The organism is Clostridium sp. AF50-3 (assembly GCF_003477445.1).
GTDB classification, from domain to species: domain Bacteria; phylum Bacillota; class Clostridia; order Lachnospirales; family Lachnospiraceae; genus Otoolea; species Otoolea fessa.
Genome location: NZ_QUDH01000005.1, coordinates 97,539 through 114,901, shown reverse-complemented (window position 1 = coordinate 114,901; position 17,363 = coordinate 97,539). Strand labels below are relative to the sequence as shown.

Sequence of the window (17,363 nt, the reverse complement as noted above, 5' to 3'; positions counted from 1 at the left end):
TTCTACACTTCCATGATGATCGGAAGAATCATCGGATTTCTCTTCATCTTCTTCCATAGGAAATCACTCAGGCTGTCGCGGATAATGTTCTTGATCTTGCCCCAGTCGCTCACGTGCTTCTCAAGACAGCCTTGTACGGCTTCATCCACGATTCTCTGTGCCTCTTCCATCAGATCCTCGGACTCACGCACATAGACGAAACCTCGGGACACGATATCCGGTCCCGCTAAGAGCTGGTTGCTGTATTTCTCCAACGTCAGTACCACAATAATGATACCATTCTGTGCCAGGTTCTGGCGGTCGCGCAGAACGATATTTCCGACATCACCGATGCCCAGACCATCGACCAGGATGCCGCCCGCCTGTACATGGTCGGCAACACGGTAGCCTTCGTCCCCGATCTCGATCACATCACCTGAGCGCATCAGGATGACATTTTCCTTCGGAATGCCCATTGAAATTGCCAGGTTGCGCTGCGCCATCAGGTGGCGGTATTCACCGTGTACCGGAATCGAGAATTTCGGACGAACTAAGGAGTACATCAGCTTGATCTCCTCCTGGCAGGCATGTCCGGATACGTGGGTATCCTGGTTGATAACCTCTGCGCCCTTCATCGACAGCTCGTTGATAACTCTTGCAACGGCTTTCTCATTGCCCGGAATCGGGGTGGAACTTAAAATAACCACGTCGCCCGGCATAATCGAAACCTTCTTGTGCAGGTCTGCCGCCATACGGGACAGTGCCGCCAGAGACTCGCCCTGGCTGCCGGTCGTGATAAGGACGGTATCCTCTTTCTTATAATTTTTCAGATGTTCAATGTCGATCAGTGTATTTTCCGGAATATTAATGTATCCAAGTTCGCTCGCCGTGCCGATGACATTGACCATGCTTCGGCCCTCGACCACTACCTTACGTCCATAGTGGTATGCCGTATTGATGATCTGCTGGACACGGTCTACGTTGGAAGCAAACGTCGCAACGATGATCCGGTTGTTCTTGTGCTCTGCAAAAATCGAATCAAAGGTCTTGCCGACGGTGCGCTCCGACATCGTAAATCCCGGACGGATCGCGTTGGTACTGTCGCACATCAGCGCCAGCACGCCTTTCTTTCCAAGCTCGGCAAAACGCTGCAGATCCGCCGGTTCGCCGAATACCGGTGTGTAATCGATCTTGAAGTCGCCGGTGTGGACGATAATGCCAGCCGGGGAGAAGATCGCAAGCGCCGATGCATCTGCGATACTGTGGTTCGTCTTGATGAACTCAATCCGAAAGCATCCGAGATTGATGGACTGTCCGTGCTTTACGACCTTGCGGCGGACGGTCTTCATCATATTATGCTCTTTTAATTTATTCTCAATCAGTCCGATCGTCAGTTTGGTGCCGTATACCGGTGCCGGAACATCGCGGAGTACATACGGCAGCGCGCCGATATGGTCCTCATGTCCGTGCGTGATCACAAAGCCCTTGACTTTGTCAATGTTGTTCTTTAAATAGGATACATCCGGGATAACCAGATCGATTCCCAGCATATCGTCGCTCGGAAATGCCATACCGCAGTCTACTACAATAATGCTGTCTTCATATTCGAAGGCAGTCATATTCATACCGATCTGTTCCAGACCACCGAGCGGTATGATCTTTACCTTATTATGATTTGTTTCCTTTTTCAATCAATGCACCTCCAAAAATTCGATTTTTAGATTTTTATTCGATATCAACGCCCAGATCGCTCATCAGCTCCGCAAACACCTTGGACATGTACTCCAGTTCTCCGTCATCGTCCACAAATTCGTAAGCTGCTTCTGCATCCTCCGGCTTTGATGTATCTCTCAACAGATAGCACTCTCCATCGCCGTCCTTCGTATCACTTGCCAGCAGATAGGACTCGCCATTTAACTTTGTCTCTTCCAGGACATACAGCTTCACTTCCTCGCCGTTCTCATCCCTCAGCGTGATGCTGTTTTCCATATTATTCAGTTCATCTAACATTGAATCCAGGTTTCCCATTCTATGATTCTCCTTCTATTCTTTATTTTCAATCATTGATTTTTATCACTGATAATTTATTCTTCCGCTTTTCCTTGTGCCTGTAAATCCAAATATCCCTGCAAAATCAATACTGCCGCAATCTTATCAATCACGCTCTTCCGGTTTTCCCGGCGCACTCCACTCTCGATCAGGATCTGCTCCGCCGCATTCGTCGTCAGACGCTCGTCCCACATAACGACCGGAAGATTCGTCCGCCGTTCCAGCATCTCTTTAAATGCCAGCGTCTTTTCAACGCGCTCTCCCAGCGTATTATTCATATTTTTAGGATACCCCAAAACAATCGTCCCAACCTCGTATTCCCGGATCAGCTCTTCAATCCGGGCGCAGGTCTGGCGAAGTTTGTTCTCATCCTTCCGTGTGATCGTCTCAATCCCCTGTGCTGTAATGCCTAACGGATCGCTGACTGCCACTCCCGTGGTCTTCGATCCAAAATCAAGCCCCATAATTCTCATATTCTATTTTCTCCATAACAAAACAAGCTGGCAGCCCGTCAGATATTGGACTGTTGTCGCCAGCTGTTTACTCTTCCGCTTTTTAATTGCCGTGCTGCATCCACTCTTTACTGAAGCTTCGTCTCAATATATACCTTCACAAGCTCTTCCAGAATTTCGTCACGCTCTACCTTCATAATCAGGCTTCTGGCACTCTTGTGGCTGGTAATATAGGTCGGATCTCCAGACATAATATATCCTACAATCTGATTGATCGGGTTGTAACCCTTCTCCGTCAGCGCTGTATATACCTGTTCCAGAACCTGGCTTGCCTCCAGCTTCTTCTCTTCCTGTACTGCTCTAAAAAACTGTGTATTGCTGATATCACCCATTTTGTCTTCACGTCCTTTTAAATACCCGCCGCGCTCTGTCACTCTGCGGATCCATGCGTGCAGGTAAACTACTCTTTTTTATTTTACTCTACTTTACCCCATTCGGCAAGTTATTTTTTATCATTATAATCATCCAGGAAATTGTACGTCCAATCGTCCTTGTGGTAACCGATCACAGTCTTTAAGTTGATATTGTGGACACTCTTAAAGATATTTTTCTCGATCACGTCGCTCTCCTTGCGGAAATGGGCAATCAATTCCTTCATCTCATCGCGCTTGGAACCACGTCCGCCTCCGCAGCTCACGCAATTTTCAGTAAAACGGCACGCGCACTGTATAAACTGCAGTCCGTTGTAATCACGCCACGCCTTGACCGCATCTTCCTTGATAAGGTACATCGGGCGGATCAGCTCCATGCCCTCGAAATTCTGGCTGTGCAGCTTCGGCATCATCGTCTCAATCTTGCCGCTGTACAGCATTCCCATGAGGATCGTCTCGATCACATCATCAAAATGATGCCCAAGCGCAATTTTATTGCAGCCCAGCGCTTTCGCCTGTGCATAGAGGTGACCGCGTCGCATTCTGGCACAAAGGTAGCACGGATTCTGTTCGATCGTCGCCACCGTGTCGAAAATATCGCTCTCAAATACCGTCAGCGGAATGCCGAGAAGTTTCGCATTGTCCTGGATGATCTTCCAGTTATCCGCATTGTAGCCCGGATTCATCACTAGAAAAACGGTTTCAAACTGGAATTTTCCATGTTTTTTCAATTCCTGGAAAAGTTTCGCCATCAGCATGGAATCCTTGCCGCCTGAGATACAGACTGCGATCTTGTCGCCCTCCTGAATCAGGTCGTAAGTGTTGAGCGCCCGCGTAAACGCCCGCCAGATCGGCTTGCGGAATTTTTTTATAATACTCTGCTCAATTCTCGCCCGTTTTTCCTCTCGATCCGCCTCGGATTCTCCGCCTACGAAGCGTGAGAGGGAGAGGCGCAGCCACGCACGGTAACCACCCTCCACATTGACCGCGTCAAATCCGTCTCCGGTCAGACGACGCACCCACTCCTGGCTCTTCTCACCGGTATGGCACATCACGTACACTGGATGCATTTTGTCTAACCTGGCTGTTTCTTCCTCATATTGCTCTTCCAGCTGGGACGCCGGGAGCTTACCGCCCCCGGAAAAGTTCCGCGCATATACTGGTCCTGCGGGCGGATATCCACGATCGTCTTCTCCGCATCCTTTAACGCTTCCAGCTCCTCAATCGTAATCGTTTTCATTGTATATTCTCCTGTATCCGTTATCTGCAAAATCCTCTTTAAGAAAAAAATGTAAAAATGTGCCTACCCGTGTACAGTAACCACAATTCTCATGAAATGAAACAAAAGCACAGGATCCGCGCTGACAGTGCTCTGCCAAACAAACGGGTCCTGTGTTTTTCTGCTGTTTTGTTACCGTTCACGCGCACGTAACCAGTCACTCATTTTCTGTTAATTATAACACTCTCCCTGCATTCTGGGAAGTCCTATTTCTATAATTAGTCTCTTAGTCCTCTGTAAAGAGTGGTGTGGAATAATAGCGGTCACCGCTATCCGGAAGAATCGCTACGATGGTTTTCCCCTTATTTTCCGGGCGTTTTGCCAGCTCAATCGCACCATGCAGGGCTGCGCCGGAGGAAATACCGACTAAGATGCCCTCTTTGTGTGCCAGCAGTTTTGCTGCCGCAAATGCATCCTCATTCTCCGCCTCGAAAATCTCATCATAAATCTTAGTGTTCAGTACATCCGGCACAAATCCGGCGCCGATACCCTGAATCTTGTGTGCGCCGCCCTTGCCTGTCTTTAATACCGGGGATGAAGCTGGCTCCAGCGCTACGACTTTCACATTCGGGTTCTGGGATTTTAAGTATTCGCCGGTACCTGTCAGAGTTCCGCCGGTACCAACACCTGCGATCAGGATATCAACCTTTCCGTCGGTATCATTCCAGATCTCCGGACCAGTGGTTGCTCTGTGAACCGCCGGATTGACCGGATTGACAAACTGACCGGCTAAGAAGCTGCCCGGTGTCTCTTTTGCCAGCTCTTCTGCCTTCTCGATCGCGCCCTTCATGCCCTTTGCGCCCTCAGTCAGGACAATCTCTGCACCGTACGCTTTCAGAATGTTGCGGCGCTCCACGCTCATCGTCTCCGGCATCGTCAGGATGATGCGATATCCCTTCGCTGCTGCGATAGACGCCAGACCGATACCGGTATTGCCGGAAGTCGGCTCGATGATGACAGAACCCTCTTTCAGGACACCTCTCTTCTCTGCATCCTCAATCATGCCTTTTGCAATACGATCCTTCACGCTTCCAGCCGGGTTTAAATACTCCAATTTTACCAGAACCGTTGCTTCCAGTCCCAGCGCTTTCTCAACATTCACAACCTCAACTAACGGTGTGTTTCCTACCAGCCCCAGTGTTCCCTTATAAATGTTTGCCATGATGATTTCCTCCTAATATCTGTGATGATTTTTATATTTTTTAATTTTTATAGATTTCTATAGATTCTTCTTTTTTCCAGAACTCATTTCCAATTTGAAAAACTCGCTCCAAAAGAAGTTTAAAATGCGAAAAGAGCCCATCCTCTATACACATTTCCCGCCCGTCCAATCCAGCTTTTCTGCCGCCTGTCCTGCTTGTTTTTCTGTGTACGCGGATGCGCTCTTTCTATATCCTTAACCCTTATGAATAAAAAGATTCACGAAACCCGTTTTCCCCGGAAACCCCGCTTACCGAAGTCCAGCTTTCTGGTTTTCGCGTACACAAATGCGACAACAACATCGATCCATACAGGTACAAACATTGCTGCAACACATCGTATTCATCCAAAAACCATTGACTGCTTTCATGATCTTCACTCCTTTTCTTTTTCCTATCAGCTTAGTAGGCATATTATCACTTTATGCAATATCTGTCAACCTTTTTTTGCCCGTTGTTACTGTTCACGCACGCGTGCCCAGTAACGGAATTTGCCGTGGCTTCGCATTTAAATACGGCAAATTCCTGCTGCCACCACGTTTTCTTACGGCACTTTCGGTTCCAAAAGTGCCCACCCGTGAACAGTAACGATTATTTGCACACTTTGTTACGTTTCTTCATGTCTTTCTTGACAAACGCAGACCGCACCTTTACAATAAAATACCGAACTGATGGGTAAAAAACGTTCAGAAACAGAGCCTGCTATTATTTAGTATAGCACAGTTGTGACTGTGAAGCTACTGACAGAATATATTACAAGGGAGTATCATATGTTAAATTCATTTTCACGAACGGAACTTCTCCTCGGCAGGGATGCCATGGAGCGTTTATCAAAAGCACGCGTTGCCATCTTCGGCATCGGCGGAGTCGGCGGCTATGCGGTGGAGGCCCTCGCGCGCAGCGGCGTCGGCACGCTTGATCTCATCGACGATGACAAGGTCTGCTTAACCAACATCAACCGTCAGATCATCGCAACCACCTCCACCATCGGAAAGTACAAGGTCGATGTCGCTGAGGAACGCATCAAATCCATCAACCCGCATGCGGTTGTCCACACCTACAAGACATTCTACATGCCGGATACCGCGAAGGAATTTGATTTTTCCCAGTATGACTACGTGATCGACGCAATCGACACCGTAACGGGAAAACTGATGCTGGTAGAACAGGCAGAGGCAAGCCACACGCCGATCATCAGCTCGATGGGTGCCGGAAACAAGCTGGATCCGGCTGCCTTTGAGGTAACTGACATTTATAAGACTTCCGTCTGCCCGCTCGCGAAGGTCATGCGGCGGGAGCTGAAAAAACGCGGAATCAAGAAACTGAAAGTGGTTTATTCGAAAGAGAAACCGTTGACTCCGGGCGATGATATGGCAATCTCCTGCCGTTCCCACTGTGTCTGCCCGCCGGGAACCGCCCGTAAATGTACCGACAGACGGCAGATTCCGGGTAGTATCTCGTTTGTACCATCAGTAGTGGGACTGATTATTGCCGGGGAGGTTATTAAGGATCTCGTCGGGGTTCATTGATTGCTTACTGGTTAATTTATTAAGTCGATATATTCTATTTATGTCATTTTTTGAAATTTTATATGTATGTAAAAAACCAATGAATCCCATCTTGGGGGGATCATTGGTTTTTTCGTTTACGGTCTTCTATTCACTTTCCAGTAAAAGCACCTCTTCATTCAGTGCCTTCGTGAAGATTCCCTTCACCGTCTTATTTTTTAATCCTTCTTCGTATGGAACGGCACCTTTGACGTACTGGCGGGTGTGTCCCATCATGTATTTGGTTCCGTCGATCTCGATCGGTTCTTCGAGAAGGATCTCTTCTTCAGTTCCAAGAAAGCGCCCGCGGTATTCTAAGGACTGCTGTTTTTCCAGTGCCAGCAGGATATCGCTGCGGACGGATTTGGTTCCTTCTGGTACCTGATCCGGCATATCGGCGGCGCGGGTGCCTGCGCGGCGGGAGTATTTGAATATATGCATTTCATAGAAATGGATCGCTTTTAAGAAGCGTTCTGTTTCGGCAAATTCTTCTTCGGTCTCGCCCGGGAATCCTACGATGACATCGGTCGTGATCGCCGGATTGTCAAATTCTTCCCGCAGAATTTCACAGCACGCCTGATATTCAGCAGCGTTGTAGCGGCGGTTCATGCGCTTTAAAGTCGCGTCACAGCCACTCTGGAGTGACAGATGGAAGTGCGGGCAGATGGTCCGCAGCCTCGCCAGCTCTTTGGCAAATTCGCGGGTTACGATACGTGGTTCAAGAGAACCAAGGCGCAGGCGCTCAATGCCCGGAATCTGGTCGAGACGTTTGATTAAAGTCAGCAGATTTTCTTGCTGCTCATCCTTGAAATCGACACCATAGGAGCTTAAATGGATACCTGTCAAGACAATTTCCTTGTATCCGGCTTCCGCAATCCCGCGCACCTCGTGCTCGATGTCCTCCGGGCGGCGGCTGCGGACGCGTCCTCTCGTATATGGTATAATACAATAGCTGCAAAACTGGTTGCAGCCGTCCTGTACCTTGATAAAGGCACGCGTATGGTCAGCAATCCGGCGGATATGGAGTTCTTCGTATTCCTGTGAATGTCCGATATCCAGAATCTCACCGCTGTTTTCGTGATCTGCAAAATAATCATCCAGGATCTGTACCAGATCTTTTTTCTGGTTATTGCCGACGATCAGATCGACCGCCTCATCTTTTTTCAGCTCCGCGCCTGCTGCCTGCACATAACAGCCGACCGCCACAACAGCCGCCGACGGGTTCATTTTCTTTGCCCGGTGCAGCATCTGGCGCGATTTCCGGTCGGCAACATTCGTCACGGAACACGTGTTGATAATATAAACATCCGCTCCTTCCCGGAACGGCACAATCTCATATCCTGCATCCTCTAAGAGCTGCTGCATGGCTTCCGTCTCATATGAGTTCACCTTGCAGCCCAGATTGTGGAATGCCGCTTTTCTCATTTTTATCTCCTTTAAATTGAATCCTCTCTTGACTTTTGTCAGATTACTTTGTAGTATAAAAGTATTATTGTAGATAGAGGAGGTTTTTTTCATGAAAACAGTTCGTATTTCTTTAAACTCGATCGATAAAGTTAAATCCTTCGTCAACGACTTAGCGAAGTTCGACGTAGATTTTGACCTTGTTTCCGGACGTTATGTGATTGACGCTAAATCCATCATGGGTATCTTCAGTCTGGATCTGTCTAAACCGATCGATTTAAACATCCATTCTGAGAACCAGATCGATGAGATCTTAACGACACTGGCTCCGTACATTGTATAGCAACCATTAGAACGATCGAGATGGTTCTGTTTGAAACGAAAAAAACCGCTGTTAAGCAACTCGCTTTGCAGCGGTTCTTTTTTTTCATAGAGAACTGCGTCCTATGGAAAAAACACTCCGCGAGGATGCGCACTCGCGCGAAGCAAAAAACTGTCGCAAGCGACCGCGCGAGACGCCCGAATGTGCCAAGGCACATTCTTTTTTATATATGACTAGCACCGGATAACCTCAACCGTATCGATCGCCTCTTTTACCAGCGCATCTATCTTCTCTTCCAGATTGCGCTCGGATTTTTCAATCAGGTGCAGGACCGGCTTGGTAACCGGGTGTTTAGCTACGAAGATGGTGCAGCAATCTTCATACGGCTCGATCGATGTCTCGTAGGTACCAATTTTCAGAGAAATATCGACGATATCCTGTTTGTCGAAACCGATCAGCGGGCGGAAGACCGGAAGTGTGCAGACTGCATTGGTAACCGCCAGGGAATGAACCGTCTGGGATGCTACCTGACCAATGCTCTCGCCGGTGATGAGTCCGAGACAGTCGTCTTTCTTCGCCAGCTCTTCCGCGATCTTCATCATGTAGCGGCGCATGATAATCGTCAGCTCCTCATGCGGGCACTGCTCGTAGATGTAGAGCTGGATATCTGTGAAATTGACTACGTTTAATTTGATCGGACCTGCGTATTTTGCTACCTGCTTTGCCAGATCGACTACTTTCTGTTTTGCACGGTCGCTGGTGTATGGCGGCGCATGGAAATAGGTTGCCTCGATGGTAACACCGCGTTTTGCGATCATGTATCCTGCCACCGGGCTGTCGATACCGCCGGATAAAAGCAGCATCGCGCGTCCATTGGTTCCGACCGGCATACCGCCCGGTCCCGGAATCACCAGAGAGTATACGTTGATACGTTTTGCACGCAGTTCCACATTTAAAAGAACATCCGGATTGTGTACGTCTACCTTCGTCTCCGGGAATGCGTCCAGGATGACCTCACCGAGATCGCGGTTGACTTCCTCGGAGGTATGCGGATACTGTTTGTTGGCACGGCGGGTGTTTACCTTGAACGTAAAGTGTTTATCTGGGTATGCTTTGTCCACATACTCAACAATCTTCGCTTTCAGGTCGTCGTAGCCGTTGTCCTCTAACTGGACCATCGGACAGATCGCCGCAATACCGAATACCTTTTTCAGTGCGTCGATGACCTCATCGTAATCAAATTCTTCCGCTGCGGTCGCATAGATACGCCCTGCCTCCTTGGTTACAGTAAATTTTCCATCAAGACGTTTTAACGAGTGATGGATGTGGGACACCAGCGCGTCCTCGAATACATAGCGGTTTTTACCTTTCAGGCCAATCTCCGCATATTTAATCAAAAATGTATGAAACATGGAATTCCCTTTCTACAACAGGCTGTCATTCTTCTGCTTTCCCGCAAAAAAACTGAACAGCCATTCTTTAAACAGCCATTTTATTTCATCTGGTAACGGCGCAGTACCGGAAGCAGTTCTCCCAGAACGCCGATCGCATAGTCTACTTCTTCCTCGGTATTCAGATCACCCAGACTGAACCGGATCGTCGAATCGAGAAGTTCTTTTTTCACGCCGATTCCCTTTAAAGTACCGCTGATGCCCGGATGATTGGACGAGCAGGCGGAACCGGACGATACATAAACCCCTTTGTCCTCCAGCGCATGGAGAAGTACCTCGCTGCGGACGCCCTCAAAGCTGGCGCTGACGATCTGCGGCGCGTTGGTGCGGTCCTCACTGCCGTTGATGGTGACGCCGCCGAGCGGTTTCAATCCCGCAATCAGGTGCTCCCGGAGTGTATACAGCTTTTCGATGCGTGCATCAAAATCTTTGTACGCCTCGCGTGCTGCCACGCCGAGTCCGACACACCCCGGCACATTTTCCGTACCGGAACGCATGCCCTTCTGCTGGCCGCCGCCAAACAGAATCGGGCGAATCTTGACACCGTCGCGGATATAGAGGAATCCGACGCCCTTCGGCGCATGGATCTTGTGTCCGCTGACGGAAAGCAGGTCAATTCCCTGTTTTTTCGGACGGATTTTATATTTTCCATATGCCTGGATCGCATCGACATGGAACAATGTCTTCGGATTTTTCTTCTTGATGCACTGGCTGATCGCCTCGATCGGCTCTACTGCTCCGACCTCGTTATTGACGTACATCACAGACACCAGGATCGTGTCCTCGCGGATAGCTTTTTCCAGATCCTCCAGAGAAATATGCCCCAGATGATCGACCGGAAGATAGGTCACCTCAAAGCCCATCTCCTCCAGAAATGACATCGTATTGTAGATCGACGGATGTTCCACACCGGTCGTGATAAGGTGTTTTCCGGCTCTGCGGTTTGCCAGCGCCGTGCCGATCAGCGCCGTATTGTTCGACTCTGTTCCGCCGGAAGTAAAGAGAATCTCCTTCTCCTGCACTTTCAGTGTATCCGCGATCGCCTTCTTTGCCTCGCGAATCAAATTTTCTGCTTCCACACCTTTTCTGTGCTTCGCCGCCGCGTTTCCGTAGTTGACGCACATTGCATCAACGACCGCATCCTTTACGCAGTCCAGCACCTTGGTGGTCGCTGAATTATCAAAATAGGCTTCCATTTTTATCTCTATCTCCTTTGTAATTTTCCAATTACACTTCCAACTGCAGCATCAGTGCCGACAGCATACACAAGCCTGCCGTCTCCGTCCGCAAAATTCTCTTTCCAAGCGTTACAATCTCCGCCCCGTTTTCCCTGGCCAGCTCGACTTCTTCGTCCTCAAAACCGCCCTCCGGACCGATGAAAACGGCGATATCCGTACCCGGCTTGACCGACGCCAGCAGTTCCCTCGTTTTCCGGATGCCGTCCGCCGACTCATATGGCAGAAGAACCATATCGTACCCGGCTGCATCTTTGACCGCCTCTTTGTAGGTCATAAGCGGCGCCACCTCCGGAATAAGGCTGCGCTTGGACTGCTTCGCGGCGCTCTCAGAAACCGCATTCCAGCGTTTTCTCTTCGCGTCCGCTTTTTTCGCATCCAGCTTGACAACCGAGCGCTTCATGCTGACCGGAACCACCCGGTATGCCCCCAGCTCCACCGCCTTCTGGATGATCAGTTCCATCTTATCGCCCTTCGGAAGCCCCTGGAACAGGTGAATCCGCGCCGGAAGCTCTTTGTTTTCCCATTCTTCCAGAATCTTTGCCGAAACATACTCTGGTTCCAGTTCTTCCACGCGGCAGAAATAGTCGCCGCCCTCACGGCTGCTGATCAGGATCTCCTCGCCCGGCTTCATCCGCAGAACATTGCGGATATGGTTGACATCCGCGCCCTCAATCCGGATTTCTTCCGCCCCGATCTGGTGCGGTTCCACAAAAAAATGGTACATGATTATTTCTTCCTCGCTGTGACAGAAACCCACTCGCCCTGATGGGTAATCTCTACAATCTCAAAGGCATCGTTCGCCTCAAATGCCGCCTTGACTGCCTCTTCCTTCATATCAATGATACCCGATGTGATGAAGATACCATTTTTCTTAATATGAACCGGGATCTCTTTCTGCAGCATGATGATAACGTCTGCCAGGATGTTGGCAACCGCAATGTCGTAATACTCGTATTTTACCTCGTCCTGCACTGCTTTATCGTCGATGATGTTGCCCTGTACGACCTTGAACTGCTCCGGTGCGATTCCGTTTGCTTCCAGATTCTCGCCAACGGCTGTGATCGCATTTTCATCCAGATCCGTTCCAAATACGTGTTTTGCGCCCAGTTTTAACGCCGTGATGCCTAAGATACCGCTTCCGGTTCCGACATCAAGCACCTCTGAATCCGGTGTCACGTATTTCTCGAGCTGGCGGATGCAAAGCTGCGTTGTCTCATGCATGCCCGTACCAAACGCCGTACCCGGATCGATCTGAATCAGCAGCTTATCCTTGTGCTCCTCCGGTACTGTCTCCCAGGTCGGCTTGATGAGGATGTGATCGACCGTAAACGGTTTGAAATACTGTTTCCAGTTGTTGATCCAGTCCTTATCCTCCGTCTCGGATTCTGCAAACGTGCAGGCGCCCAGATCGGTAAACGGCTTCAATTCTTCCAGCGCCTCTTTGACTTTCGCCATCATCGCCGGGATATCATCATCCTCATCGAGATAAAAACTTACCTTCGCCACGCCCTCATCCGGCGGAAGCTCCGGCAGAATGTCGATGAACATTCCCTTCGTCTCTTTCTCGGTCAGCGGGATATTGTCCTCAATCTCAATGCCCTCGATGCCGAGTTCATCCAATGTGTAGCTGATGAGATCCACCGCCTCTGTGGTGGTCGTCAGCGTAAATTTCTTCCATTTCATGTTCGTTACCTCTCTTTATTGAAACGACTTATCAGCCAAATATTCACGTTTCATCACGCAGCTATTTTTGCATCATTTTCACTGTAAATGTGTCAAACGTTACTGTTCACAGGTAGGCACTTTTGGAACCGAAAGTGCCGTAAGAAAACGTGGTGGCAGCAGGAATTTGCCGTATTTAAATGCGAAGCCACGGCAAATTCCGTTACTGGGCACGTATGCGTGAACAGTAACTGTCAAACGAATGAATCCGCCTAATCGTTCTAATTTTCTTTTCTAATTTCCCAATAAAATCTTCACAAACAGGATCGCCAGCACTACCAGAATCAGCGGGCGCACGATCTTCTGTCCATTTCCCATTACCAGACCGGAACCGATATAATTTCCTAAAATACTGCAGATCGCCGCAGCCAGTCCCAGCGTGTAAATGATCTTGCCGTGAATCACAAATGTGACAAACGCCGCCACATTGGACGAAAGATTGATCGCCTTTGTCGTACCCGCCGCCTCTTTCATCGTATAGCGCGCCGCTCCCGTGAGCACCAGCAGCAGGAAAGTTCCGGTTCCCGGTCCGTAAAAACCATCATAAATACCGATGATCAGCGCGGATGCCAGCGCAATCAGGAATGATTTTCGCTCCGGCAGGGTGCCCGCCAGCGAATCATCGCCCATTTTCTTATTCCGCATAACATAAAATGCAACAATCGGAAGAATCACGATCATCATATACTGTAAAATCTTATCGCTGACTAACAAAGTCAGGTTCGAACCGATCGAAGAACCGATCAGCGCCGCCACGATAAACCAGACCACCTTCTTAAACTGTATGTAACCGTTTTTGGCAAACCGCCCGGTCGCGATTGCCGTTCCCATCATGGAACTCATTTTGTTGGTTCCGAGCGCCATATGGGTCGGAACCCCGGCGATCAGGTACGCCGGAAGTGAAATCAATCCGCCTCCCCCTGCGATCGCATCCACAAAGCCTGCCAGAAATACCATCGGGCAGACGATTATAAACTGCAGTATCGTGCAATCCATGCTACATCCTCCAAAATTTTCATGCACGCCCAAATTCCTCCTGCCGTCGCAAAACAGAAATCAAAAAGCACTCCGGGCATACATTTCTATTCTTATTGCAAAAACTCCGCCAGTGCATAGGTACTGACATCCAAGCCATATTCAGTCAGGCGGATATGGCTATCTGTCTGGACCGATGCTTCCAACAATCCTTCTTTCAAAAGCCGCTCGATCACCTCGCCGTACACCGCTTCCATCGCCACGCCAAACCGGCGTTCAAACTCTGCTGTCCGGACGCCGCCGGTCAGCCGCAGCCCCAGAAACATAAATTCTTCCATCCGCTCCTGACGGCTCAGTTCGTGTATTTCCTCATACTGCGCGCCCGCTGCCAGCTCTTCTTTCGTAAACACCAGATAACGGTTCAAATCCGCCGTCACCTGAAAGCGTTTCCCGCCCACCAGCGAAGATGCCCCCAGACCAAGCCCCAGATACTCCACACCGGTCCAGTAACCGATGTTGTGACGGCAGGCATAGCCCGGTCTGGCATAATTGGAAATCTCATACCGCTCATAGCCCAGCTTCGCCAGCGTTGTTTTCGTGTGGTGGTACATATTCCGGTCTGTCTCCTCATCCGGCAGACATTTGCAGCCTTCATACTTCGTCTGTAAACGCTTTGGCATAGAGGCGTAATCGCCGTATTTCTCCAGATCCGCGCACATCTCCCCGTACTCTTCATATAACGGCGTGCCTTCTTCCACAATCAGGCTGTATGCGGAAATATGTTCCGGTTCAAGGTCGCAGACGAACCGCAGAGTCTCCTGCCAGCTCTCCTCCGACTGTCCCGGAAGCGCCGACATCAGATCGACATTGATATTGTCAAATCCAGCGTCCCGCGCAACACGAAAACTCTGTAAAAACTGCTCCCGCGTATGAATCCGCCCTAAAAGCCGCAATTCCTCCTCCGAAGCCGACTGCAGCCCCAGACTCAAGCGGCTGACCCCTGCATTCCGGTAACCGGCTGCCGAATCCGGTGTCAATGTCCCCGGATTCGCCTCCATCGTGATCTCCGCATCCGGCTCTACCCGAAAGACCTGCCGGACGGCTGCCAGAATTCGCTCAACCGCCGATGGCGGAAGCAGAGACGGCGTTCCGCCGCCGATAAAGATCGTCTCCACCGTCCGCCCTGCCAGGTTTAGCCGCGGCGCCGCATTTTCAGGACACTGCCCCGCATCCCCTTCCGGAATGCTTTCAATCTCCCGGATCAGCTGATCCACATATTTCTCCCGCACGCACGCATCGGACGCAAACGAAAGAAAATCACAGTAACGGCATTTGCGGACGCAGAACGGGATGTGTATATATAATTCCATTATTCCTCGTCCAGCTTCAGGACGCTCATAAATGCCTTCTGCGGAATCTCTACGTTTCCGATCTGACGCATACGTTTCTTTCCTTCCTTCTGCTTCTCCAGAAGCTTTCTCTTTCGGGAAATATCGCCGCCGTAGCATTTTGCCAGAACGTCCTTCCGCATCGCCTTGACCGTCTCGCGGGCAATGATCTTGCCGCCGACCGCCGCCTGGATTGGAATCTCAAATAAATGACGCGGAATCTCATCCTTGAGCTTCTCGCACATTTTTCTGCCGCGCTCATATGCCGAACCTTCGAATACGATGAAAGAGAGCGCATCCACTTCCTCGCGGTTGACGAGAATATCCAGTTTTACCAGCTTGGATTCCTCATAGCCCTTTAACTCATAATCAAACGACGCGTAACCGCGGGAGCGCGATTTCAATGCATCGAAGAAATCATAAATAATCTCATTTAACGGAAGTTCATATTTCAGCAGCGCACGGCTCGCCTCAATATACTCCATTCCCAGGTAAACGCCGCGGCGCTCCTGGCACAGCGTCATGATCGCACCGACAAACTCGGTCGTAACCATGATCTCCGCCGACACGATCGGCTCTTCCATATAGGCAATCTCGGACGGATCCGGCAGGTTTGACGGGTTCGTCAACTCAATCATATCGCCGTTCGTCTTGTGCACCCGGTATACAACGCCCGGCGCCGTTGTCACAAGATCCAGATTGTACTCGCGTTCCAGGCGTTCCTGGATAATATCCAGATGGAGAAGCCCCAGGAAACCACACCGGAAACCAAAGCCCAGCGCTACCGATGTCTCTGGCTCAAAATAGAGCGCTGCATCGTTGAGCTGCAATTTTTCCAGCGCGTCCCGCAGATCCGGATATTTCGCACCATCCGCCGGATAAAGACCGCAGTATACCATCGGCGTTACCTTCTTGTATCCCGGAAGCGGCTCTGCACATGGGTTGTCCAGATCGGTAATCGTATCGCCCACGCGGGTATCCTGCACATTTTTAATACTGGCAGTCACATAGCCAACCATACCGGCTGAAAGCTCTTCGCACGGAATAAACTGACCTGCGCCAAAATATCCAACCTCCACAACCTCGGCAGCCGCTCCGGTCGCCATCATTTTCATGCGTGTGCCTTTTTTGATCGTACCGTTCTTCACACGGCAGAATACGATAACGCCCTTGTAAGAATCATACAGAGAGTCGAAAATAAGCGCCTGCAGCGATGCCTCCGGATCGCCCGCCGGTGCCGGGATCTTCTGCACGATCTCCTCCAGAACTGCCTCGACATTTAAGCCGGTCTTCGCAGAAATGCGCGGTGCATCTGACGCCTCCAGACCGATCACATCCTCGATCTCCGCTGCCACGCGCTCCGGATCCGCACTCGGCAGATCGATCTTATTTAACACCGGAATGACCTCCAGATCATGATCCAGCGCCAGATATACATTCGCCAGCGTCTGCGCCTCGATTCCCTGTGCCGCATCCACAACCAGAATCGCGCCGTCGCACGCCGCCAAGCTTCGGGAAACCTCGTAGTTAAAGTCCACATGTCCAGGCGTGTCGATTAAGTTAAAAATGTACTCCTGACCGTCTTTCGCCTTATATACCGTGCGGACTGCCTGCGACTTGATGGTAATACCTCTCTCCCGCTCCAGATCCATGTTATCAAGCACCTGCGCCTGCATCTCACGGCTCGTTAAAAGTCCCGTCATCTCAATAATACGATCTGCCAACGTTGATTTGCCGTGATCGATATGTGCAATGATGCAGAAATTTCTGATTTTGCTCTGATCTATAATTGCCATCCGTTCATTCCTCTCTCTGTATCACTTTGTTTGGCAGCAACATGTTTGCTGCGATATCTTATTTTTTATTTAAAATCATCTTTTATAATAAATAACACCTGATCTAAATGAATATACCATTTTTTCAGGTA

17 protein-coding genes are annotated in these 17,363 nt (G+C 49.9%); 2 read left to right on the top strand and 15 right to left on the bottom strand.

What is annotated here, in order from left to right:
* Window positions 1–2: 2 nt before the first annotated feature.
* The 7 genes from DW085_RS07580 to cysK all read right to left on the bottom strand — a co-directional run bounded on the left by DW085_RS07580 (window position 3) and on the right by cysK (window position 5,352).
* Window positions 3–1,670 carry a ribonuclease J gene (locus DW085_RS07580; protein WP_022359733.1) on the bottom strand — a complete coding sequence of 556 codons (1,668 nt, stop codon included), beginning with the start codon at window positions 1,668–1,670 and terminating at the stop codon, window positions 3–5.
* Between the two features lie 34 nt (window positions 1,671–1,704).
* Window positions 1,705–2,007, bottom strand: a complete 303-nt coding sequence (locus DW085_RS07575; protein ID WP_107001592.1) for a DUF1292 domain-containing protein — start codon at window positions 2,005–2,007, stop codon at window positions 1,705–1,707.
* A gap of 56 nt (window positions 2,008–2,063) precedes the next feature.
* Window positions 2,064–2,501: a Holliday junction resolvase RuvX gene (gene ruvX / locus DW085_RS07570; protein ID WP_118293431.1), complete on the bottom strand. Its 438-nt coding sequence runs from the start codon at window positions 2,499–2,501 to the stop codon at window positions 2,064–2,066.
* Window positions 2,502–2,608: 107 nt separating this feature from the next.
* Window positions 2,609–2,872, bottom strand: a complete 264-nt coding sequence (locus DW085_RS07565; protein WP_022359731.1) for an IreB family regulatory phosphoprotein — start codon at window positions 2,870–2,872, stop codon at window positions 2,609–2,611.
* Window positions 2,873–2,982: 110 nt separating this feature from the next.
* Window positions 2,983–3,981: an ATP-binding protein gene (locus DW085_RS07560; RefSeq protein WP_347475015.1), complete on the bottom strand. Its 999-nt coding sequence runs from the start codon at window positions 3,979–3,981 to the stop codon at window positions 2,983–2,985.
* A 5-nt stretch (window positions 3,982–3,986) separates the two neighbouring features.
* Window positions 3,987–4,151, bottom strand: coding sequence for a rhodanese-like domain-containing protein (locus tag DW085_RS20510; protein WP_347475014.1), 165 nt, complete (start codon window positions 4,149–4,151; stop codon window positions 3,987–3,989).
* A 265-nt stretch (window positions 4,152–4,416) separates the two neighbouring features.
* Window positions 4,417–5,352 carry a cysteine synthase A gene (cysK, locus tag DW085_RS07555; protein WP_107001595.1) on the bottom strand — a complete coding sequence of 312 codons (936 nt, stop codon included), beginning with the start codon at window positions 5,350–5,352 and terminating at the stop codon, window positions 4,417–4,419.
* A gap of 807 nt (window positions 5,353–6,159) precedes the next feature.
* Between cysK and DW085_RS07550 the strand changes: the two genes are divergently transcribed.
* On the top strand, window positions 6,160–6,918 hold the full coding sequence (locus tag DW085_RS07550) for a tRNA threonylcarbamoyladenosine dehydratase (RefSeq protein ID WP_118467410.1): 759 nt from the start codon (window positions 6,160–6,162) through the stop codon (window positions 6,916–6,918).
* 126 nt (window positions 6,919–7,044) lie between these two features.
* Here the strand turns inward: DW085_RS07550 and mtaB are convergent, their stop codons facing one another.
* Window positions 7,045–8,361: a tRNA (N(6)-L-threonylcarbamoyladenosine(37)-C(2))-methylthiotransferase MtaB gene (gene mtaB, locus DW085_RS07545; RefSeq protein ID WP_118492084.1), complete on the bottom strand. Its 1,317-nt coding sequence runs from the start codon at window positions 8,359–8,361 to the stop codon at window positions 7,045–7,047.
* A gap of 91 nt (window positions 8,362–8,452) precedes the next feature.
* Between mtaB and DW085_RS07540 the strand changes: the two genes are divergently transcribed.
* Window positions 8,453–8,683, top strand: a complete 231-nt coding sequence (locus DW085_RS07540; protein ID WP_022359725.1) for an HPr family phosphocarrier protein — start codon at window positions 8,453–8,455, stop codon at window positions 8,681–8,683.
* Window positions 8,684–8,895: 212 nt separating this feature from the next.
* On the opposite strand, the gene thiI is transcribed toward DW085_RS07540, so the two are convergent.
* The 7 genes from thiI to lepA form a co-directional block, all read right to left on the bottom strand.
* A complete protein-coding gene (thiI, locus tag DW085_RS07535; RefSeq protein WP_117795086.1) occupies window positions 8,896–10,074 on the bottom strand; it encodes a tRNA uracil 4-sulfurtransferase ThiI in 1,179 nt (392 codons plus the stop codon).
* A gap of 80 nt (window positions 10,075–10,154) precedes the next feature.
* Window positions 10,155–11,309: a cysteine desulfurase family protein gene (locus DW085_RS07530; protein WP_117795084.1), complete on the bottom strand. Its 1,155-nt coding sequence runs from the start codon at window positions 11,307–11,309 to the stop codon at window positions 10,155–10,157.
* A gap of 31 nt (window positions 11,310–11,340) precedes the next feature.
* Window positions 11,341–12,075, bottom strand: a complete 735-nt coding sequence (locus DW085_RS07525; RefSeq protein ID WP_118492082.1) for a 16S rRNA (uracil(1498)-N(3))-methyltransferase — start codon at window positions 12,073–12,075, stop codon at window positions 11,341–11,343.
* 2 nt (window positions 12,076–12,077) lie between these two features.
* Window positions 12,078–13,034 carry a 50S ribosomal protein L11 methyltransferase gene (prmA, locus tag DW085_RS07520; protein WP_107001601.1) on the bottom strand — a complete coding sequence of 319 codons (957 nt, stop codon included), beginning with the start codon at window positions 13,032–13,034 and terminating at the stop codon, window positions 12,078–12,080.
* Window positions 13,035–13,307: 273 nt separating this feature from the next.
* Window positions 13,308–14,069: a TSUP family transporter gene (locus DW085_RS07515; protein ID WP_118492080.1), complete on the bottom strand. Its 762-nt coding sequence runs from the start codon at window positions 14,067–14,069 to the stop codon at window positions 13,308–13,310.
* A 92-nt stretch (window positions 14,070–14,161) separates the two neighbouring features.
* On the bottom strand, window positions 14,162–15,418 hold the full coding sequence (hemW, locus tag DW085_RS07510) for a radical SAM family heme chaperone HemW (RefSeq protein ID WP_118492078.1): 1,257 nt from the start codon (window positions 15,416–15,418) through the stop codon (window positions 14,162–14,164).
* Entirely contained in the window at window positions 15,418–17,232 is a 1,815-nt protein-coding gene (gene lepA / locus DW085_RS07505; RefSeq protein WP_022359720.1) for a translation elongation factor 4, read from the bottom strand. Before lepA ends, hemW begins: the two co-directional genes overlap by 1 nt.
* Window positions 17,233–17,363 lie beyond the last annotated feature (131 nt).

Coding starts and splice junctions, on each gene's coding strand:
- DW085_RS07575 (WP_107001592.1), bottom strand. CDS start 2,007: ATGGGAAACCTGGATTCAATGTTAGATGAACTGAATAATATGGAAAAC.
- ruvX (WP_118293431.1), bottom strand. CDS start 2,501: ATGAGAATTATGGGGCTTGATTTTGGATCGAAGACCACGGGAGTGGCA.
- DW085_RS07565 (WP_022359731.1), bottom strand. CDS start 2,872: ATGGGTGATATCAGCAATACACAGTTTTTTAGAGCAGTACAGGAAGAG.
- DW085_RS07560 (WP_347475015.1), bottom strand. CDS start 3,981: ATGCATCCAGTGTACGTGATGTGCCATACCGGTGAGAAGAGCCAGGAG.
- DW085_RS20510 (WP_347475014.1), bottom strand. CDS start 4,151: ATGAAAACGATTACGATTGAGGAGCTGGAAGCGTTAAAGGATGCGGAG.
- cysK (WP_107001595.1), bottom strand. CDS start 5,352: ATGGCAAACATTTATAAGGGAACACTGGGGCTGGTAGGAAACACACCG.
- DW085_RS07550 (WP_118467410.1), top strand. CDS start 6,160: ATGTTAAATTCATTTTCACGAACGGAACTTCTCCTCGGCAGGGATGCC.
- mtaB (WP_118492084.1), bottom strand. CDS start 8,361: ATGAGAAAAGCGGCATTCCACAATCTGGGCTGCAAGGTGAACTCATAT.
- DW085_RS07540 (WP_022359725.1), top strand. CDS start 8,453: ATGAAAACAGTTCGTATTTCTTTAAACTCGATCGATAAAGTTAAATCC.
- thiI (WP_117795086.1), bottom strand. CDS start 10,074: ATGTTTCATACATTTTTGATTAAATATGCGGAGATTGGCCTGAAAGGT.
- DW085_RS07530 (WP_117795084.1), bottom strand. CDS start 11,309: ATGGAAGCCTATTTTGATAATTCAGCGACCACCAAGGTGCTGGACTGC.
- DW085_RS07525 (WP_118492082.1), bottom strand. CDS start 12,075: ATGTACCATTTTTTTGTGGAACCGCACCAGATCGGGGCGGAAGAAATC.
- prmA (WP_107001601.1), bottom strand. CDS start 13,034: ATGAAATGGAAGAAATTTACGCTGACGACCACCACAGAGGCGGTGGAT.
- DW085_RS07515 (WP_118492080.1), bottom strand. CDS start 14,069: ATGGATTGCACGATACTGCAGTTTATAATCGTCTGCCCGATGGTATTT.
- hemW (WP_118492078.1), bottom strand. CDS start 15,418: ATGGAATTATATATACACATCCCGTTCTGCGTCCGCAAATGCCGTTAC.
- lepA (WP_022359720.1), bottom strand. CDS start 17,232: ATGGCAATTATAGATCAGAGCAAAATCAGAAATTTCTGCATCATTGCA.